The organism is Dactylosporangium sp. CA-092794 (assembly GCF_050948465.1).
Taxonomy (GTDB): domain Bacteria; phylum Actinomycetota; class Actinomycetes; order Mycobacteriales; family Micromonosporaceae; genus Dactylosporangium.
Genome location: NZ_CP192044.1, coordinates 10,621,050 through 10,636,364 on the forward strand (window position 1 = coordinate 10,621,050; position 15,315 = coordinate 10,636,364).

The 15,315-nt window shown below is 73.0% G+C and carries 14 protein-coding genes; 6 read left to right on the plus strand and 8 right to left on the minus strand.

Annotated features, from left to right (window positions below):
- Window positions 1-3 precede the first annotated feature (3 nt).
- Window positions 4-1,764 (plus strand): 2-oxoglutarate dehydrogenase, E2 component, dihydrolipoamide succinyltransferase, encoded by a 1,761-nt coding sequence (gene sucB / locus ACQPXD_RS45795; protein ID WP_432829644.1) that lies wholly within the window; start codon window positions 4-6, stop codon window positions 1,762-1,764.
- A gap of 694 nt (window positions 1,765-2,458) precedes the next feature.
- Here the strand turns inward: sucB and ACQPXD_RS45800 are convergent.
- Together ACQPXD_RS45800 and ACQPXD_RS45805 are read right to left on the minus strand one after the other, a co-directional pair.
- Window positions 2,459-3,277 (minus strand): hypothetical protein, encoded by an 819-nt coding sequence (locus tag ACQPXD_RS45800; RefSeq protein ID WP_432829646.1) that lies wholly within the window; start codon window positions 3,275-3,277, stop codon window positions 2,459-2,461.
- Window positions 3,271-3,615 carry a PadR family transcriptional regulator gene (locus tag ACQPXD_RS45805; RefSeq protein ID WP_432829648.1) on the minus strand — a complete coding sequence of 115 codons (345 nt, stop codon included), beginning with the start codon at window positions 3,613-3,615 and terminating at the stop codon, window positions 3,271-3,273. The genes ACQPXD_RS45800 and ACQPXD_RS45805 overlap by 7 nt, the downstream gene beginning before the upstream one ends.
- 74 nt (window positions 3,616-3,689) lie before the next feature.
- Here ACQPXD_RS45805 and ACQPXD_RS45810 point away from each other — a divergent pair, with 74 nt between their 5' ends.
- Window positions 3,690-4,586 (plus strand): TIGR01777 family oxidoreductase, encoded by an 897-nt coding sequence (locus tag ACQPXD_RS45810; protein WP_432829649.1) that lies wholly within the window; start codon window positions 3,690-3,692, stop codon window positions 4,584-4,586.
- Here ACQPXD_RS45810 and ACQPXD_RS45815 read toward each other — a convergent pair.
- Window positions 4,556-5,791: an extracellular catalytic domain type 1 short-chain-length polyhydroxyalkanoate depolymerase gene (locus tag ACQPXD_RS45815; protein ID WP_432829651.1), complete on the minus strand. Its 1,236-nt coding sequence runs from the start codon at window positions 5,789-5,791 to the stop codon at window positions 4,556-4,558. The genes ACQPXD_RS45810 and ACQPXD_RS45815 overlap by 31 nt on opposite strands.
- Before the next feature lie 120 nt (window positions 5,792-5,911).
- Here ACQPXD_RS45815 and lipB point away from each other — a divergent pair, with 120 nt between their 5' ends.
- Window positions 5,912-6,526, plus strand: a complete 615-nt coding sequence (gene lipB / locus ACQPXD_RS45820) for a lipoyl(octanoyl) transferase LipB (protein WP_432844206.1) — start codon at window positions 5,912-5,914, stop codon at window positions 6,524-6,526.
- On the opposite strand, the gene ACQPXD_RS45825 is transcribed toward lipB, so the two are convergent.
- On the minus strand, window positions 6,510-7,082 hold the full coding sequence (locus tag ACQPXD_RS45825) for a DUF6928 family protein (protein WP_432829653.1): 573 nt from the start codon (window positions 7,080-7,082) through the stop codon (window positions 6,510-6,512). The genes lipB and ACQPXD_RS45825 overlap by 17 nt on opposite strands.
- A gap of 101 nt (window positions 7,083-7,183) precedes the next feature.
- Here ACQPXD_RS45825 and lipA point away from each other — a divergent pair, with 101 nt between their 5' ends.
- Both lipA and ACQPXD_RS45835 read left to right on the plus strand, forming a co-directional pair.
- Window positions 7,184-8,119, plus strand: a complete 936-nt coding sequence (lipA, locus tag ACQPXD_RS45830) for a lipoyl synthase (protein ID WP_432829655.1) — start codon at window positions 7,184-7,186, stop codon at window positions 8,117-8,119.
- 24 nt (window positions 8,120-8,143) lie between these two features.
- The gene (locus tag ACQPXD_RS45835) at window positions 8,144-8,842 is read left to right on the plus strand and encodes a DUF4191 domain-containing protein (RefSeq protein WP_432829657.1); all 699 of its coding nucleotides are present in this window, start codon (window positions 8,144-8,146) and stop codon (window positions 8,840-8,842) included.
- 10 nt (window positions 8,843-8,852) lie between these two features.
- On the opposite strand, the gene ACQPXD_RS45840 is transcribed toward ACQPXD_RS45835, so the two are convergent.
- Complete coding sequence (locus tag ACQPXD_RS45840; RefSeq protein ID WP_432829659.1) at window positions 8,853-9,203, minus strand: RDD family protein; 351 nt, start codon at window positions 9,201-9,203, stop codon at window positions 8,853-8,855.
- Window positions 9,204-9,387: 184 nt separating this feature from the next.
- Between ACQPXD_RS45840 and glnA the strand changes: the two genes are divergently transcribed.
- Window positions 9,388-10,812 carry a type I glutamate--ammonia ligase gene (glnA, locus tag ACQPXD_RS45845; RefSeq protein WP_432829661.1) on the plus strand — a complete coding sequence of 475 codons (1,425 nt, stop codon included), beginning with the start codon at window positions 9,388-9,390 and terminating at the stop codon, window positions 10,810-10,812.
- A gap of 64 nt (window positions 10,813-10,876) precedes the next feature.
- Here glnA and ACQPXD_RS45850 read toward each other — a convergent pair whose 3' ends face one another.
- From ACQPXD_RS45850 to ACQPXD_RS45860, 3 genes are all read right to left on the minus strand, one after another.
- On the minus strand, window positions 10,877-11,176 hold the full coding sequence (locus ACQPXD_RS45850; RefSeq protein WP_432829663.1) for a hypothetical protein: 300 nt from the start codon (window positions 11,174-11,176) through the stop codon (window positions 10,877-10,879).
- A 423-nt stretch (window positions 11,177-11,599) separates the two neighbouring features.
- The gene (locus ACQPXD_RS45855; protein ID WP_432829665.1) at window positions 11,600-14,512 is read right to left on the minus strand and encodes a bifunctional [glutamine synthetase] adenylyltransferase/[glutamine synthetase]-adenylyl-L-tyrosine phosphorylase; all 2,913 of its coding nucleotides are present in this window, start codon (window positions 14,510-14,512) and stop codon (window positions 11,600-11,602) included.
- Window positions 14,512-15,315: a type 1 glutamine amidotransferase gene (locus ACQPXD_RS45860; RefSeq protein WP_432829667.1), complete on the minus strand. Its 804-nt coding sequence runs from the start codon at window positions 15,313-15,315 to the stop codon at window positions 14,512-14,514. Before ACQPXD_RS45860 ends, ACQPXD_RS45855 begins: the two co-directional genes overlap by 1 nt.

Consider the following 15,315-nt stretch of genomic DNA (forward strand, 5'->3'; position numbering starts at 1 on the left):
CACATGCCGGTATCGGTCACCATGCCCCGGCTGGGCGAGAGCGTCACTGAGGGCACCGTCACCCGCTGGTTGAAGGCGGAGGGCGAACACGTCGAGGCCGACGAGCCGCTGCTCGAGGTCTCCACCGACAAAGTCGACACGGAGATCCCGTCGCCGGCGGCCGGGGTGCTGACCCGCATCGTCGTGCAAGAGGACGAGACCGCCGAGGTCGGCGCCGAGCTGGCCGTCATCGGCGACGGCTCGGAGGCCGCCGCTCCCGCGCCCGCCGCCGCGGAGCCCGAATCTGAGCCCGTCGCCGTTCAGCCGGCCGCGGAGCCCGCCGAGCAGGCCCAGGAGGAGCCGGCCGCGGCTCCAGTGGCCGCCGCGGCCGCGGTGGGTGAGGGCACCGCGGTCAAGATGCCCGCGCTGGGCGAGAGCGTCACCGAGGGCACCGTCACCCGCTGGCTCAAGCAGGTCGGCGACGCGGTCGAGGCCGACGAGCCGCTGCTCGAGGTCTCCACCGACAAGGTCGACACGGAGATCCCGTCGCCGGTCTCCGGCACGCTGCTGGAGATCAAGGTCGCCGAGGACGAGACGGTGGAGGTCGGCGCGGACCTGGCCGTCATCGGCGTCGCCGGCGCCGCGCCCGCTGCTCCGGCTCCCGCCGCACCCGCACCCGCTCCTGCTCCCGCCGCGCCCGCTCCGGCACCCGCCCCACCCGCTGCTCCCGCTCCGGCGGCGCCTGCGCCGCAGCCCGCAGCCGCGGCGCCGGTTGAGGTCGGTCCGGCGACCAACGTCACCGCCGGGGGCAACGGCAAGGTCGAGGGCGACGAGGTCGGTTACGTCACGCCGCTGGTGCGCAAGCTCGCCACCGAGCACGGGGTGAACCTGTCCACGCTGAGCGGCACCGGCGTCGGCGGCCGGATCCGCAAGCAGGACGTGCTCGACGCGGCCGCCAAGGCCAAGGCGGCCGCCGCCGCACCGGCACCCGCCGCGGCTCCCGCGGCCGCACCGGCTGCTGCGGGTACCACCGTCGCCGCCCCGAAGGCGGCACCGAGCCCGCTGCGCGGCCAGACGCAGAAGCTCACCCGCATGCGGGCGCTGATCGCCCGGCGCATGGTCGAGTCGCTGCAGATCTCGGCGCAGCTCACCACGGTCGTCGAGGTCGACGTCACCCGGGTGGCGAAGCTGCGGGACAAGGCCAAGGCGCAGTTCCTCGCCACGCACGGCGTGAAGCTGTCGTTCCTGCCGTTCTTCGCCCTGGCCGCGGTCGAGGCGCTGCGCGTGCACCCGGCGGTGAACTCGTCCATCGACCTGGAGGCGGGCACCGTCACGTACCACGACGCCGAGCACCTGGGCATGGCCGTGGACAGCGAGAAGGGCCTGATCGTCCCGGTCATCCACAACGCGGGCGACCTCAACCTGGCCGGCCTGGCCAAGCGGATCGCCGACGTGGCCGAGCGGACCCGCAGCAACAAGCTCAACCCGGACGACATCACCGGCGGCACCTTCACGCTGACCAACACCGGCAGCCGCGGCGCGCTGTTCGACACGCCGATCATCAACCAGCCGCAGGTGGCGATCCTGGGCACGGGCGCGGTCGTCAAGCGGGCCGTCGTGGTGAACGACCCGGACCTGGGCGAGGTCATCGCGCCGCGCTCGATGGTCTACCTGGCCCTGTCCTACGACCACCGCATCGTCGACGGCGCCGACGCCGCGCGCTTCCTGACCACCATCAAGGAGCGCCTGGAGTCCGGCAACTTCGAGGCCGACCTGGGCCTGTAGGCCCGCTTGTTCCAAGGTCAGGGGCGTCCCGCCGCACGCGGGGCGCCCCTGCGGCATCTCACCGCGGGGCGACCACGCCGGCGCTCCCCCCGCCGCCGCCCCCGCGCTGGCGCTCGCCCGCCGACCGCAGCCGTGCAGCCGTGCTGGCGCTTCCCCCGCCGGCGCCCCTGTGCTGGCGCTCCCCCACCGACGCCCCCGTGCTGGCGCTCCCCCACCGACCGCCGCTGTGCTGGCGCTCCCCCGCCCACCGCCGCCGTGCTGGCGCTCTCACCGCCGGGCCGCATCACGCTAAGCCGCACCCCCGTCACCGCGCTACCGTCCGGGCCACCGCGGATCACCGCCGTATCCCACGGCGGCCGCTGGGCGGACGGATGTCTCCGTGATCATGCGTGTCGCCGCGGCGCACCGCGGGTTTGCCATGATCGTGGAGACATTTGGTACACGGGTGTACATGTTTATTCCGTGATCATGGAAAACGCGTGGTGTCGGGGTGGGTTCGGCATGATCGCGGAGAGTTCCGGTCGCAGCACTAAAAGCGACATTTCGCCTGTCGCCGTATAAATCCGATAAGTCAGGCGCGCCAGCGCCGGACTTATCGGAGCTCCGGGCGGCGGGGGCTGTCGTCCGCGGGAACGGCACGAGTGGAGCGGCGTCTTGGCGCGGACGGTCAGCGAGGGCCGCCCGGCGCCGGACTTTATCGGGGTTCTGGGCGGCGGGGACTTGTCGCTTGTGGGAACGGTGTGAGTGGAGCGGGGTCTTGGTGCGGGCGGTTTGCGGAGGCGCGTCGGCGGCGGATTACCAGAGGGGTGAGGGTCGCTGCGGCCAGGAGCGCGACCAGGAACAAGGCCGTGTAGGCGTCGCGGGCGGCGGTCGGGTCGGCGGCGAGCGGGTGCGGTCGGGCCGAGGGGGCGGCCCACAGCGGGCTCAGGTCGAGGGTGACGAAGGCGCCGGACGGGATCAGCAGGGCGGCGCCGCCGGCTGCCCACAGGGCGGCCCCGGCCCGTGACCGGGCGCCCGGGTCGGCGAAGGAGGCCGCCGCCAGGGCCGCGATCGCCGCTGTCGCCACCGGGAAGGCCGGGTCGCCGCCGACGGTGGCTGACAGCAGGGTGATGGTGAGCCACGCGGCCGCGGCGGCGAGGGCGGCCAGGCCGCCGACGACGAGCGCGCGGCGCGGCAAGGGTGAGCGGTGGGCGGTGGCGGCCAGGAGCACCGCGAGGTACCACAGCAGCAAGCACGCGACGATCGGCGCCAGATGGCGGCTGCCGGGCCAGTCGGGGTGGGCGGTGACGTCGAAGACCTCCGCGCCGGCAAGCACGGTCAGCACTCCTAGGCCGGCGGCGCGCGGGCCGGCCAGCGCGCGCACCGGCAGCCGCCAGCAGCTGCGGGCGAAGGCCCAGCGCTCCCGGGGATCGTCCAGGGCGGCCAGTTCCGCGCGCAGGGCGTCCTTCCAGGCGGCGCGGTCCGCGGGCAACGGCCGCAGCAGCAGCTCCAAAAGCCGTTCGGGAGTCACCATGCCTCCTTCGGGCGCGCCGGAGCTGAGTGGGGCGCTGGAGCTGGGTGGGGCCTCGGGGCGGGAGTCGGGGCGGGGGCCGGCAGGGAGCGGGCCAGCTCCAGGCCGGCGGGGGTGAGGCGGTAGAGGTGGCGCGGCGGGCGACCGCGTGGCGGGCCGGGCTCCCACTCGGCGTCGAGCAGGCCGGTGTCCGCCAGCCGGATCAGGATCGGATACAGCGAGCCGGCCTTCAGGCCGACCTCCCGGCCCAGGTCGTAGCCGTGCCGCCAGGCCTCGGGGGCGGTGGCGAGCGCGCGCAGGACGGCGGCGGTCTGCCTCGACGGGCGGCGGCTGCGGGTCACACGCCAACTCTACCTATATAGAACTCGCCGCGTCGATTTGTTCCGTGGGTACCGTCCGAGGGCAAGATGGCAGTATGCAGATCCTGATCGCGGGGGCGTCCGGGTTTCTCGGCCGGCGGCTGGTGCCGCACCTGCGGCAGGCCGGCCACCGGGTGATCCCGCTGGTGCGCCGCCCGCCGCGGCCGGGTGAGGTGCGCTGGGACCCGGAGGCCGGCGTGCTCGACGGCAGCGTCGTCGCGGCCGCGGACGCGGTCGTCAACCTGGCCGGGGCCGGGGTCGGGGACAAGCGCTGGACCGCGCAGTACAAGAAAGTGCTCCTCGACAGCCGGGTGGACAGCACCCAGACGCTGGCCCGGGCGATCGCCGCGGCGCCGACGAAGCCGCAGGTGCTGCTCAACTCCTCGGCCGTCGGCTACTACGGCGACACCGGGGACCGGGCCGTCGACGAGACCTCGCCGGCCGGTGAGGGGTTCCTCGCCGACCTGTGCAAGGTGTGGGAGGCCGCGACCCGGCCGGCCGAGGACGCCGGCACGCGGGTCGCGCTGCTGCGCACCGGGCTGCCGCTGGACCGCGAGGGCGGGTTGTTGCGGCCGTTGTACCTGCAGTTCCGCTTCTTCGCCGGCGGGCGGATGGGCAGCGGGCGGCAGTACCTGCCCTGGATCTCCGTGCCGGACTGGCTCGATGCCGTGTCGTTCACCCTCGAGCGGGAGCTCAGCGGTCCGGTCAACCTCACCGGGCCCGAGCCGGTCACGAATGCCGAGTTCTCCGCCGCGCTGGCCCGCACCCTGCACCGGCCCAACCTGGTGCCGGTGCCGGGGTTCGCGCTGCGCGCCGCGGTCGGCGAGTTCGGCGGGGAGGCCCTGGTGAGCCAGCGGGTGATGCCCGCGGTGCTGGTGCGCGAGGGGTTCCGGTTCACGCACCAGACCGTGGACGAGGCGCTTCAGCAGGCCGTGTCGTCGATCACCCAGTAGTTCGCGCCGGTCTGGCGCAGGCCGTGGGTGACGAAGACGTTGTAGAGGCCCATGTTCTGGTTGGAGCCGTTGGCGTAGGTGTACCCCAGCGACTGGTGCGCTCGGCCGGCGCTGACGTGCGCATAGTTCGTCGCCCGCACGCACGGGCCGGCGCTCGGGGTCGGGCTGGGCGTGGGGCTCGCGGTCGGGGTGGGGCTGGCGGTCGGGCCGGTGCTCGGGGTCGGGCTGCCGGTCGGGGCGGCGCCGTTGTCCAGGCCCCAGTCGACGGCCTGGTAGTACGACGAGCAGATGGTGTCCTTGTAGTACGTGCCCGCGGTGCCGCACTGCTCCGTCGCGCTGCCCGGGTCGACCGGGGTCGCGTGGGTCATGCCGGAGATCATGTACACCTTCACCTGGTCCGCGTAGTTCGACAGCGAGGTACCGCCGGGCAAGGACGTGGTCGAGGTCGGCGTCTGCGACACGCCCAGCACGTTGGTCCACTGGTCGCGCAGCTCGGTGGCGTTGGCCGGGGCGACCGTGGTGTCGGACGTGCCCTGCCAGATCGCGACCCGCGGGCGGGCGCCGGTGTAGCCCGAATACGCCGCCCGCACCAGGTCGCCCCAGGCCGCGGGGGTCTTGTCGACGCCCGGGTTCATGCAGGTGTACGCGTTGAGGTTGGAGGTCGCGCAGCGGTACGGCAGCCCGGCCATGATCGCGCCGCCGGCGAACACGTCGGGGTAGGTGGCGAGCATCACCGCGGTCATCGCGCCGCCGGCCGAGAGCCCGGTGACGTAGACGCGGGCCGGGTTCACCCCGTAGTTGGCGACGGCGTAGTCGACCATCTGCTTGATCGACAGCGCCTCTCCCCCGCCGCGCGCCGTGTCGCCGGTCTCGAACCAGTTGAAGCAGGTGGTGGAGTTGTTGGCGGACTTCTGCTCGGGCAGGACCAAGGCGAAGTGCCACAGGTCGGCGTACTTGCGCCAGCCGGCGTTGGTGAAGTAGTCGGTCGCGCTCTGGGTGCACCCGTGCATCGCCACCACCAGCGGCGCGCCCGATCCCATGCCGTCGGGGCGGTAGGAGTACATGCTCAGGTTTCCGGGGTTGGAACCGAAGCTCGCCACGCTGGTCAGCGACGCCGCGTAGGCGGGCGAGCCGGCCGTGACGAGCCCGGCCGCGGCGGCGAGCGCCGCGAACGCGGGCAGGATGAAGCGCAATATGCGGGGCATGGCGGTGCCCTTCCTCGTGTGGGGAGCACCACGCTAGGTGTGACGTCCGACGCACCACTATGTCCGGGTCCCACACAATTCGCGCGGGGCTACGCTGCCTAGGTGACCAGCGTGGTAGGTATGCGGATCGTCCGGGCCGGACTCGTCGACTACGAGACGGCCCTCGCTGAGCAGCGGCGCACCCACGCCGCCGTCGCCGATGGCACGGAGCCCGACACGGTGTTGCTGCTGGAGCACCCCAGCGTCTACACCGCCGGCAAGCGCACCGAGCCCGGCGACCGGCCGTTCGACGGCACGCCCGTCATCGACGTCGACCGGGGCGGCAAGATCACCTGGCACGGGCCGGGGCAGCTGGTCGGCTACCCGATCGTGCGGCTGCCCGACCCGGTGGACGTGGTGGCCTACGTGCGGCGGATGGAGCAGTTGCTCATCGACGTGTGCGCGGAGCTGGGGCTGGCCACGGTCCGGGTCGAGGGGCGCAGCGGGGTCTGGGTCGCCGCCGACGAGCGCGGGCCCGACCGCAAGGTCGCGGCCATCGGCATCCGGGTGGCGCGCGGGGTGACCCTGCACGGATTCGCGCTCAACGCGAATTGCGATCTTTCGCGGTACAACATCTTCGTCCCCTGCGGCATCCGCGACGCCGGCGTCACGTCGCTGTCGGCGGAGCTCGGCCGGGACGTGACCGTCGAGGAGATCCAGCCGATCGTCGAGCGGCACCTCACGACGCTGTACTGATCCGGTAGACCACGACCGGGATCAGCTCCGGGTCGACGTCGTCGAGGCGGTCGTGGTCGTCGCAGGCGAAGCCGAAGAGCCCCTGCATCGCGGCGCAGGGCAGGTCGTCGGGGTCGCCGCCGGCCTCGAAGCCGAGCGGCTCGCCCTCGTCCTCCGCGATGCCGGGGTCGGCGCAGACGCAGCGGGCGCGCAGGCGGGTGCCGTCGCGCCAGACGCCGTAGCAGCACCAGCCGGCGTCGCCGTGCGCGGCGTGGAGGTACACGTTGCGCCGCGACGACGCCTTGAGGACGATCGGGTCGAGCTCGGACGGGCGCCGCGGGGTGAGCCCCCAGCCGCAGACCAGGTCGAGGCCGGCGAAGCAGCCCACGCAGACGACGTCGGCGGGCGGGTTGAGCGCGTCGACGAGCAGCTCGTCGCCGATCTCCTCGGCCCTCGCGCCGGGGAAGAGCCGTTCGACGAGCCCGCGGGTGGCCGGCTTGTCGAGCACAGGGTACGACCGCAGGACATCGATCGGATTGCCGTCGGCGAACACCACCAACGTGTCGTTCAGCGCCACGCCTGCCTTCATTGCCGTCGCAGGTCATTGGGAAACCTCGGGAACGTGACGTCAATCGCGTTCCCAGCGGTTGGGCAGGTGGCGGGCGTAGTCTTCGAACCGTGACCGCCGTTGTTCCCGAAGGCCGTCGTCTGCTGCGCATCGAGGCGCGAAACGCGGAGACGCCCATCGAACGCAAACCGTCGTGGATCAAGGTTTCGGCCAAGATGGGTCCGGAGTATTCGCACTTGCGCGGGCTGGTCCAGCGCGAGGGGCTCCACACGGTCTGCCAGGAAGCCGGCTGTCCCAACATCTACGAGTGCTGGGAGGATCGCGAGGCGACCTTCCTCATCGGCGGCGACCAGTGCACGCGGCGCTGCGACTTCTGCCAGATCGACACCGGCAAGCCGGCCGAGTTCGACGCGGACGAGCCGCGCCGGGTGGCCGAGTCGGTGGCGACGATGGGGCTGAAGTACGCGACCGTGACCGGCGTGGCCCGCGACGACCTGCCCGACGGCGGCGCCTGGCTCTATGCCGAGACCGTCCGGCAGATCCACGGCCTGGTCGACGGCTGCGGGGTGGAGCTGCTGATCCCCGACTTCAACGGCGACGACGAGCAGCTCGCCGAGGTGTTCGCGGCCCGGCCCGAGGTGCTCGCGCACAACGTGGAGACCGTGCCGCGGATCTTCAAGCGGATCCGGCCGGCGTTTCGCTACGAGCGCTCGCTGGCCGTGCTGACCAAGGCGCGCGAGGCCGGGCTGGTGACGAAGTCCAACCTGATCCTCGGCATGGGCGAGGAGCGGGCCGAGGTGTCGCAGGCGCTGCGCGACCTCTATGCGGCCGGGTGCGAGCTGGTGACCATCACGCAGTATCTTCGCCCGACGCCGCGGCACCACCCGGTGGAGCGCTGGGTCAAGCCGGAGGAGTTCGTCGAGCTGCGCGAGGAGGCCGAGCGGATCGGCTTCGCCGGCGTGCTCAGCGGGCCGCTGGTGCGCTCGTCCTACCGGGCCGGCCGGCTGTACCGGCAAGCGCTGGACAGCCGGGCGCTGAAGGCGTGACACGCTCCATCTAGACTCGAAGGCATGGCAAAGGCCCAGGAGCCGGAGAGGGTCTCCTTCTTCACGCGGCTCAAGCAGATCGGCATGGTGTTTTCGTTCACCGCCAAGCGCGACCGCCTGTTCGTGCCGCTGGTGGTGATCGTCGTCCTCGTGCCGCTGATCGCGGTGGGCGTCGCCATCGCGCTGGGCGTGTCGTGGATCTGGGCGCCGTTGGGCGTCCTCCTCGCGCTGCTGGGCACGGTCATCGTGCTCAACCTGCGCTCGCAGAAAGCCATGATGAAAGAGGCCGAGGGCCAGCCCGGTGCCGCCGCGTCGATCATCGAGAACATGCGCGGTGACTGGCGGGTCAGCCCGGCGATCGCCTCGACCACGCAGTTCGACATGGTGCACCTGGTCATCGGCCGGCCCGGCGTGATCCTGATCGGCGAGGGCAACCCGGGCCGGGTCAAGGGCCTCATCGGCCAGGAGCGGCGCCGGCTGATCAAGGTCATCGGCAACGCCGAGCTGCGCGACTTCATGGTCGGCAACGAAGAGGGCCAGATCCCGATCGCCAAGCTGCGCAGCACGCTGATCCGCCTGCCGCGCACGATCACCGGCAAGGACGTCAACGCCCTCGACAAGCGGCTCACCGCGCTCTCGGCCCGGCCGCAGATGCCGCGGGGCGCGCTGCCCAAGAACATGAAGCCCCCGAAGGGCCAGTTCAAGGCGATGCGCGGGCGCTGACCGGCAGCATTCAGACGGCCTGCACGACCGAGCCCGCGGCCCTGTCGTGCAGGCCGCGCTGGTTCCGGTCCATGATCAGCGCGGTGACCAGCGGGAGCATGACCAAGGCCCGCAGCAGCGCCCGCGGTACCCCCAAAGGACCGCCTGTGCGCAGCGACACACAACGAATACGGAAAAGTCGCATGCCGAGGGTCTGCCCGAAGAATCCCAGGAATAGCGCGTACACCACCACGAAGATGCCCGGCGCGAGCCACGGTTCATCGGCCGGCTTCGCGAAAGCACCCGCGATGAGCAGGCACGATATCCAGTCGACGAGCAGTGCGCCGAAACGGCGGGCCAGGGTGGCCGGAGCGGGTTCCACGGGGGGTCAGACTATCGAATGAGTGCCCGTCGATGATCGGCCGAGCCACCCGCTGTGAAACACAGCGGAAACAATCGAGACACGCCGGGGCAATCGCGCGGTTCTACGGTCGCGACCAACCAGCCACCTTCACACTGAAGTGATCACCAAGACTGGCCATGCCTGCCCGCGATCTGGAGGACGAGTGTTCGCCAATTCTGAAGAGCTGTTGCGATACGTGAAGGATGAGGGCGTCCGCTTCGTCGACGTTCGCTTCTGCGATCTGCCGGGCGTCATGCAGCACTTCAATGTGCCGGTCGAGTCGTTCGACGACAAGGTCTTCAGCGACGGTCTGGCCTTCGACGGCTCGTCCATCCGTGGCTTCCAGGCCATCCACGAGTCGGACATGCTGCTGCTCCCGGACGCGACGTCGGCGTTCATCGACCCGTTCCGCGTCGAGAAGACCCTGGCGCTGAACTTCTTCATCCACGACCCGTTCACCCGCGAGGCCTACTCGCGTGACCCGCGCAACGTGGCGAAGAAGGCCGAGGCATACCTCAAGTCGAGCGGCGTCGCCGACACCGCATACTTCGGGCCCGAGGCGGAGTTCTACATCTTCGACTCGATCCGCCACGAGACGTCGGCGAACCAGGCGTATTACTACATCGACTCGATCGAGGGCTGGTGGAACTCCGGCAAGGACGAGCCGGGCGGCAACCGGGGCTACAAGACCGCCTACAAGGGCGGCTACTTCCCCGTCCCGCCGGTCGACCACTACGCCGACCTGCGTGACCAGATCGTGCAGAAGCTGATCGGCGCCGGGTTCGTCGTCGAGCGCTCGCACCACGAGGTCGGCACCGCGGGCCAGGCCGAGATCAACTACAAGTTCTCGACCCTGCTGCACGCCGGCGACCAGCTCCAGCTGTTCAAGTACATCGTGAAGAACACCGCGTGGGAGAACGGCAAGACCGCCACGTTCATGCCGAAGCCGCTGTTCGGCGACAACGGCTCGGGCATGCACACCCACCAGTCGCTGTGGCTGGGCGGCGAGCCGCTGTTCTACGACGAGGCCGGCTACGGCGGCCTGTCGGACACGGCCCGGTGGTACATCGGCGGCCTGCTGCACCACGCGCCCTCGCTGCTGGCCTTCACCAACCCGACGGTCAACTCGTACCGCCGCCTGGTGCCCGGCTACGAGGCCCCGGTCAACCTGGTGTACTCGCAGCGCAACCGCTCCGCCTGCACCCGCATCCCGGTGACCGGCACCAACGCCAAGGCCAAGCGCGTCGAGTTCCGCGTGCCGGACCCGTCGGCCAACGTCTACCTGGCCTTCTCGGCCATGCTGATGGCCGGCCTGGACGGCATCAAGAACAAGATCGAGCCCCCGGCGCCGATCGACAAGGACCTCTACGACCTCCCGCCGGAGGAGGTCGCCAACGTCAAGCAGGTCCCCGGCTCCCTGCCGGAGGTGCTCGACTCCCTGGAGGGCGACCACGGCTTCCTGCTCGAGGGCGGCGTCTTCACCCAGGACCTGATCGACACCTGGGTCTCCTACAAGCGCAGCAGCGAGGTCGACCCGGTCCGCCTGCGGCCGACCCCGCACGAGTTCGCCATGTACTACGACGTGTGACCTGCACACGCCCAGCTTCACCGCAGCGGCCCGCCCCGGCTTCCCGGGGCGGGCCGCTCCGCGTTCACGCGAGCGCCATCCGCGGCGCAGGCCCCCGCGCAGCGGGCGCTGCACGCCACGCGGCGGGCGGCGCGGCGGGCGGCGCGGCGGGCGGCGCGGCGGGCGGCGCGGCGGGCGGCGCGGCGGGCGGCGCCAGTGGTGCTCGTGGATGCGCGCGCAGCGGGCCCTGCACGCCGCGCGGCGCCCAGCGCGGCGCGGCGCCCGGCGCGGCGCGGCGCCCGGCGCGGCGCGGCGCCCGGCGCGGCGCGGCGCCCGGCGCGGCGCGGCGCAGCGCAGCGCAGCGACCGGAAGTCTCCGCGATCATGCCGCACCCGCCACCGGCACCAACGGTTTTTCATGATCGCGGAGCGACCATGTACACCCGTGTACCGAAAGTCTCCGGGATCATGGCAAACCCGGGGTGCGGCCGCGGCACCGCGCATGATCGCGGAGACATACGTCCGTCCCGGCCGCGCCCGGCGGGGCCGGCGACCGCCGGGCCCCACCGGCGGCCATCGCCGCGCGGGCGGGGCCGATAAGCCGGCGGGGCCGGCAAGCGGGCAGGGCCGGTAAACGGGCGGGACCGGTAAACGGGCGGGACCGGTAAACGGGCGAGGCCGGTAAACGGGCGAGGCCGGCAAGCGGGCGAGGCCGGCAAGCGGGCGAGGCCGGTAAACGGGCGAGGCCGGCAAGCGGGCGAGGCCGGCAAGCGGGCGGGGCCGATAAGCGGGCGAGGCCGGTAAGCGCGTCAGGCGACGCCGAAGATGCGTTCCACCGTCTGGCGGGCGCGGCGGGCCACGCGGAGGTACTCGTCCAGGAACTCCTGGGGCTCGGCGCTCGGGGCCAGGACCGAGGCGACCGCGGCCAGGTCGGGGCCCTGGCGCGGGAGCTGGTCGGTGGCGCGGCCGCGGATCAGCGTGAGCAGGTTGCGGGCGCGGGAGGCCTGGCGCCAGGCGGCCTCCAGGGCGGCGGCGTCCGGCGGGGCGATCAGCGTAGCCTCGGTGGCGGCGGCCAGCGCCCGCAGGGTGCGCGGCGTGCGCAGGGCCGGGACCGCGTAGCCGTGCTGCAGCTGGAGCAGCTGCACCGTCCACTCGACATCGGCCAGGCCGCCGCGGCCCAGCTTGGTGTGGGTGGCGGGGTCGGCGCCGCGCGGGAGGCGTTCGCTGTCGACGCGGGCCTTCAGGCGGCGGATCTCGTGGATCTGCTCCTTGGCCAGGCCGCCCGAGGGGTAGCGCTTCGCGTCCGCCAGTTCCAGGAAGCGGGCGCCCAGCGGCGCGGAGCCCGCGACCACGCGGGCGCGGAGCAGGGCCTGGGCCTCCCACACCTTCGACCAGCGGGCGTAGTACTGCTGGTAGGCGCCCAGGCTGCGCACCAGCGGGCCCTGGCGGCCCTCGGGGCGCAGGTCCGCGTCGACGCCCAGCGGCGGGTCGTGGGCGGGGCGGGACAGCAGGCGGCGCAGGTCCTCGGCGATGGTCAGGGCGGCGGCCGAGGCGGCGTCGTCGGCCATGCCGGGCGGGGGCTCGTAGACGAACAGCACATCGGCGTCGGAGGGGTAGCTGGTCTCGTGGCCGCCCAGGCGGCCCATGCCGATGATGGTGAACTCCAGCGGTACCCCCGCCGCGGTGACGCCCAAGGTGGCGCGCAGGGTGGCGTCGGTGACCGCGGACAGGGCGTCGCCGACCGCGGTCACCTCCAGCAGGCCGAGCAGGTCCGCGCAGGCGATGCGGAAGAGTTCGCGGCGGCGCAGGGCGCGGACCGCGTTGATCGCGGTCTCCGGGTCGCCGTGGCGGGCCGCGGCGGCGGCGAAGCCCTCGGTGAGGACCTCGGCGGTGCGCGGGACCAGCTCGGCGTCGTCGGCGAGGAGGCGCAGGGCCTCGGGGTCGTGGACCAGGAGCTCGGTGACGTAGCGGGAGAGGGCGAGCAGCCGGGCCAGGCGCAGCGCGACCGGGCCCTCGTCGCGCAGCAGGCGCAGATACCACGGCGTGTTGCCGGCCCGCTCGGACACCTGCCGGTAGGCGAGCAGGCCGCGGTCGGGCTCGGGCGCGTCGGCGAACTCGCTGAGCAGCACCGGGAGCAGCTGGCGCTGGATGGACGCGGTCCGGGAGACGCCGCCGGTGAGCGCCTGGATGTGGCGCAGGGCGCCGACCGGGTCGGCGAAGCCGAGCAGGTCGAGCCGCGCGCGGGCGGCGTCGGGCGTGAGTCGCAGCTGTTCGGTGGGTACCCGGGCCACGGCCTCCAGCAGCGGGCGGTAGAAGAGCTTCGCGTGCAGGCGGCGGACCTCGCCGGCGTGGCGCACCCACTCGGACCGGAACGACTCGACCGCGTCCCGGGCGGCGTTGGGGCGGAAGCCCAGGGCGTGGGCGAGCCAGCGCAGGCCGGCCGGGTCGTCGGGGACCGTGTGCGTCCGGCGCAGCCGCTGCAGCTGCAGGCGGTGCTCGACGACGCGCAGGAACCGGTACGCGCGCAGCAGCGCCTCGCCGTCGGCCAGGCCCACGTAGCCGCCCTCGATCAGCGCCCGCAGGCCGGCCAGGGTGCTCGGGGTGCGCAGCGACTCGTCGGCCCGGCCGTGCACGAGCTGCAGCAGCTGCACGGCGAACTCGATGTCGCGCAGGCCGCCGGGGCCGCGCTTGATCTCGCGGTCGACCTCGGCCCGCGGGATGGCGTCGACGATCCGCCGGCGCATGGCGCGCACCTCGTCGACGGCCTCCGGGCGCTCGGCCGCCGACCAGATCAGCGGCTGCAGCTCGGCCAGCCAGCGCTCGCCCAGGGCCAGGTCGCCCGCGGCCGGGCGGGCCTTCAGCAGCGCCTGGAACTCCCAGGTCTTGGCCCATTTCCGGTAGTACGCCAGGTGCGAGGCGACGGTGCGCACCAGCGCGCCGCGGCTGCCCTCGGGGCGCAGCGCGGCGTCGACCGGCCAGGCGACGTACCCGCAGATCTCCATCATCCGGGCGGCGAGCGCGCTGCCGGCCCGCATCGCGGTCTCGGTGTCGGCGCCGCCGTCGGGCTCGGCGACGAAGACCACGTCGACGTCGCTGACGTAGTTGAGCTCCCGGCCGCCGCACTTGCCCATCGCGATCACGGCGAGGGTACAGGCGCCGCTGCCCTGCTCGGCGACGGCGATGTCCAGGGCCGCCTGCAGGGTCGCGTCGGCGAGCTCGGTCAGCCGGCGCATGGTCACCTCGACGTCGGCGGCGCCGGTGAGGTCGGCCGCCACGATGCGCAGCAGCTCCCGGCGGTACCCGCTGCGCAGGAGCGGAACGCCGGAGACGTCGCGGGTGGAGTAGCCGGCCGGCCGCCGGTTCTGCTCGCCGAGCAGCTCCCGCCACTCGTCGGGGTTGGCCACGAGCAGGTCGCCGAGGGTCGCGGAGACGCCGAGGACGCCGATGAGGCGACGGCGCAGCGCCTTGTCCCGGCGTACCTCGGCCAGCACCTCCGCGCCGGCCGCCTCGGCCAGCCGGCTGAGCTGGAACAGCGCCAGGTCGGGGTCGGCGGCGAAATACAGCGCGTCGAGCACGTCCGCGGCGTCGTCGTCGGCCGGGCGGCGGGCGACCGGGTCCCACAGGCGCAGCCCGTCCGGGCCGGCCATGGCCTCGGTGCGCTCGTTGTCGGTGAACCCGAACCGGGCCAGGTGGCCGGTGCCGGGCTTGGCGATCGGGTCCATCAGCGGGGGCCGATCAGCGGCAGGGAGCGCAGGCCGCCCTCGCCGGCCCGCGGCACCCGGCCCAGGGCGACGGCCGCGAACCGCTCGGCGAAGGGCTTCCAGACCTCGGCCACGTCGTCGAGCGCGGCGTCGACCCGCTCCAGCAGCTCGACGGCGTCGATGCCGAGCTCGCCGAGCGTGCCGACGCCGTCCATCGCCCAGCTGGCGAACATCTCCAGGTCGCACTCGATGTGGAACTGCAGGCCCCAGGCGGCGCCGCCGATGCGGTACGCCTGGATCGGGTAGTGCGTCGAGGCGGCCAGCAGCGTGGCGTTCATGGGCAGCTCGACGATCTCGTCGTGGTGCCACTGCAGCACGTCGGGCGCGAACGGCACCGCCGCGAAAATCGGGTCATTGTCGGCGACGTCCCGCCGGGCGACCAGCTTCACCCCGATCTCGGGCCCGGCGGCGCTGCGCTCGACGGTGCCGCCGTGCGCGTGGGCGAGCAGCTGCGCGCCCAGGCAGATGGCCAGCGTCGGCACCCTGTGCCGGACGGCCTTGCGCAGCAGCCCGTCGAGCCGCGCGAACCACGGCGCGGCGCGCTCGCCGTCGGTGTCGGGGAAGGCGTCCTGCTCGCCGCCGAGCACGACCAGCGCGGCGTAGGCGTCCAGCTCGGCCGGCAGCTCGTCGCCGGCGTGCGGGCGGACCACCTCGAGGCGCAGGCCGCCCCCGGTGAGCCAGTCGCCCAGCCGGCCGGGCGGGTCGGACGGGTCGTTCTCCACGACGAGTGCCACGTTCCCCCGGGGGGCGCCTTCGATCGTCAC

Excerpts from the sequence above, each read along its gene's own strand:
- ACQPXD_RS45810 (WP_432829649.1), top strand. The coding sequence starts at position 3,690 with ATGCAGATCCTGATCGCGGGGGCGTCCGGGTTTCTCGGCCGGCGGCTG.
- ACQPXD_RS45855 (WP_432829665.1), bottom strand. The coding sequence starts at position 14,512 with ATGGACCCGATCGCCAAGCCCGGCACCGGCCACCTGGCCCGGTTCGGG.
- ACQPXD_RS45815 (WP_432829651.1), bottom strand. The coding sequence starts at position 5,791 with ATGCCCCGCATATTGCGCTTCATCCTGCCCGCGTTCGCGGCGCTCGCC.
- ACQPXD_RS45800 (WP_432829646.1), bottom strand. The coding sequence starts at position 3,277 with ATGGTGACTCCCGAACGGCTTTTGGAGCTGCTGCTGCGGCCGTTGCCC.
- lipB (WP_432844206.1), top strand. The coding sequence starts at position 5,912 with ATGCGGATCGTCCGGGCCGGACTCGTCGACTACGAGACGGCCCTCGCT.
- ACQPXD_RS45835 (WP_432829657.1), top strand. The coding sequence starts at position 8,144 with ATGGCAAAGGCCCAGGAGCCGGAGAGGGTCTCCTTCTTCACGCGGCTC.
- ACQPXD_RS45850 (WP_432829663.1), bottom strand. The coding sequence starts at position 11,176 with ATGATCGCGGAGACTTCCGGTCGCTGCGCTGCGCTGCGCCGCGCCGCG.
- sucB (WP_432829644.1), top strand. The coding sequence starts at position 4 with ATGCCGGTATCGGTCACCATGCCCCGGCTGGGCGAGAGCGTCACTGAG.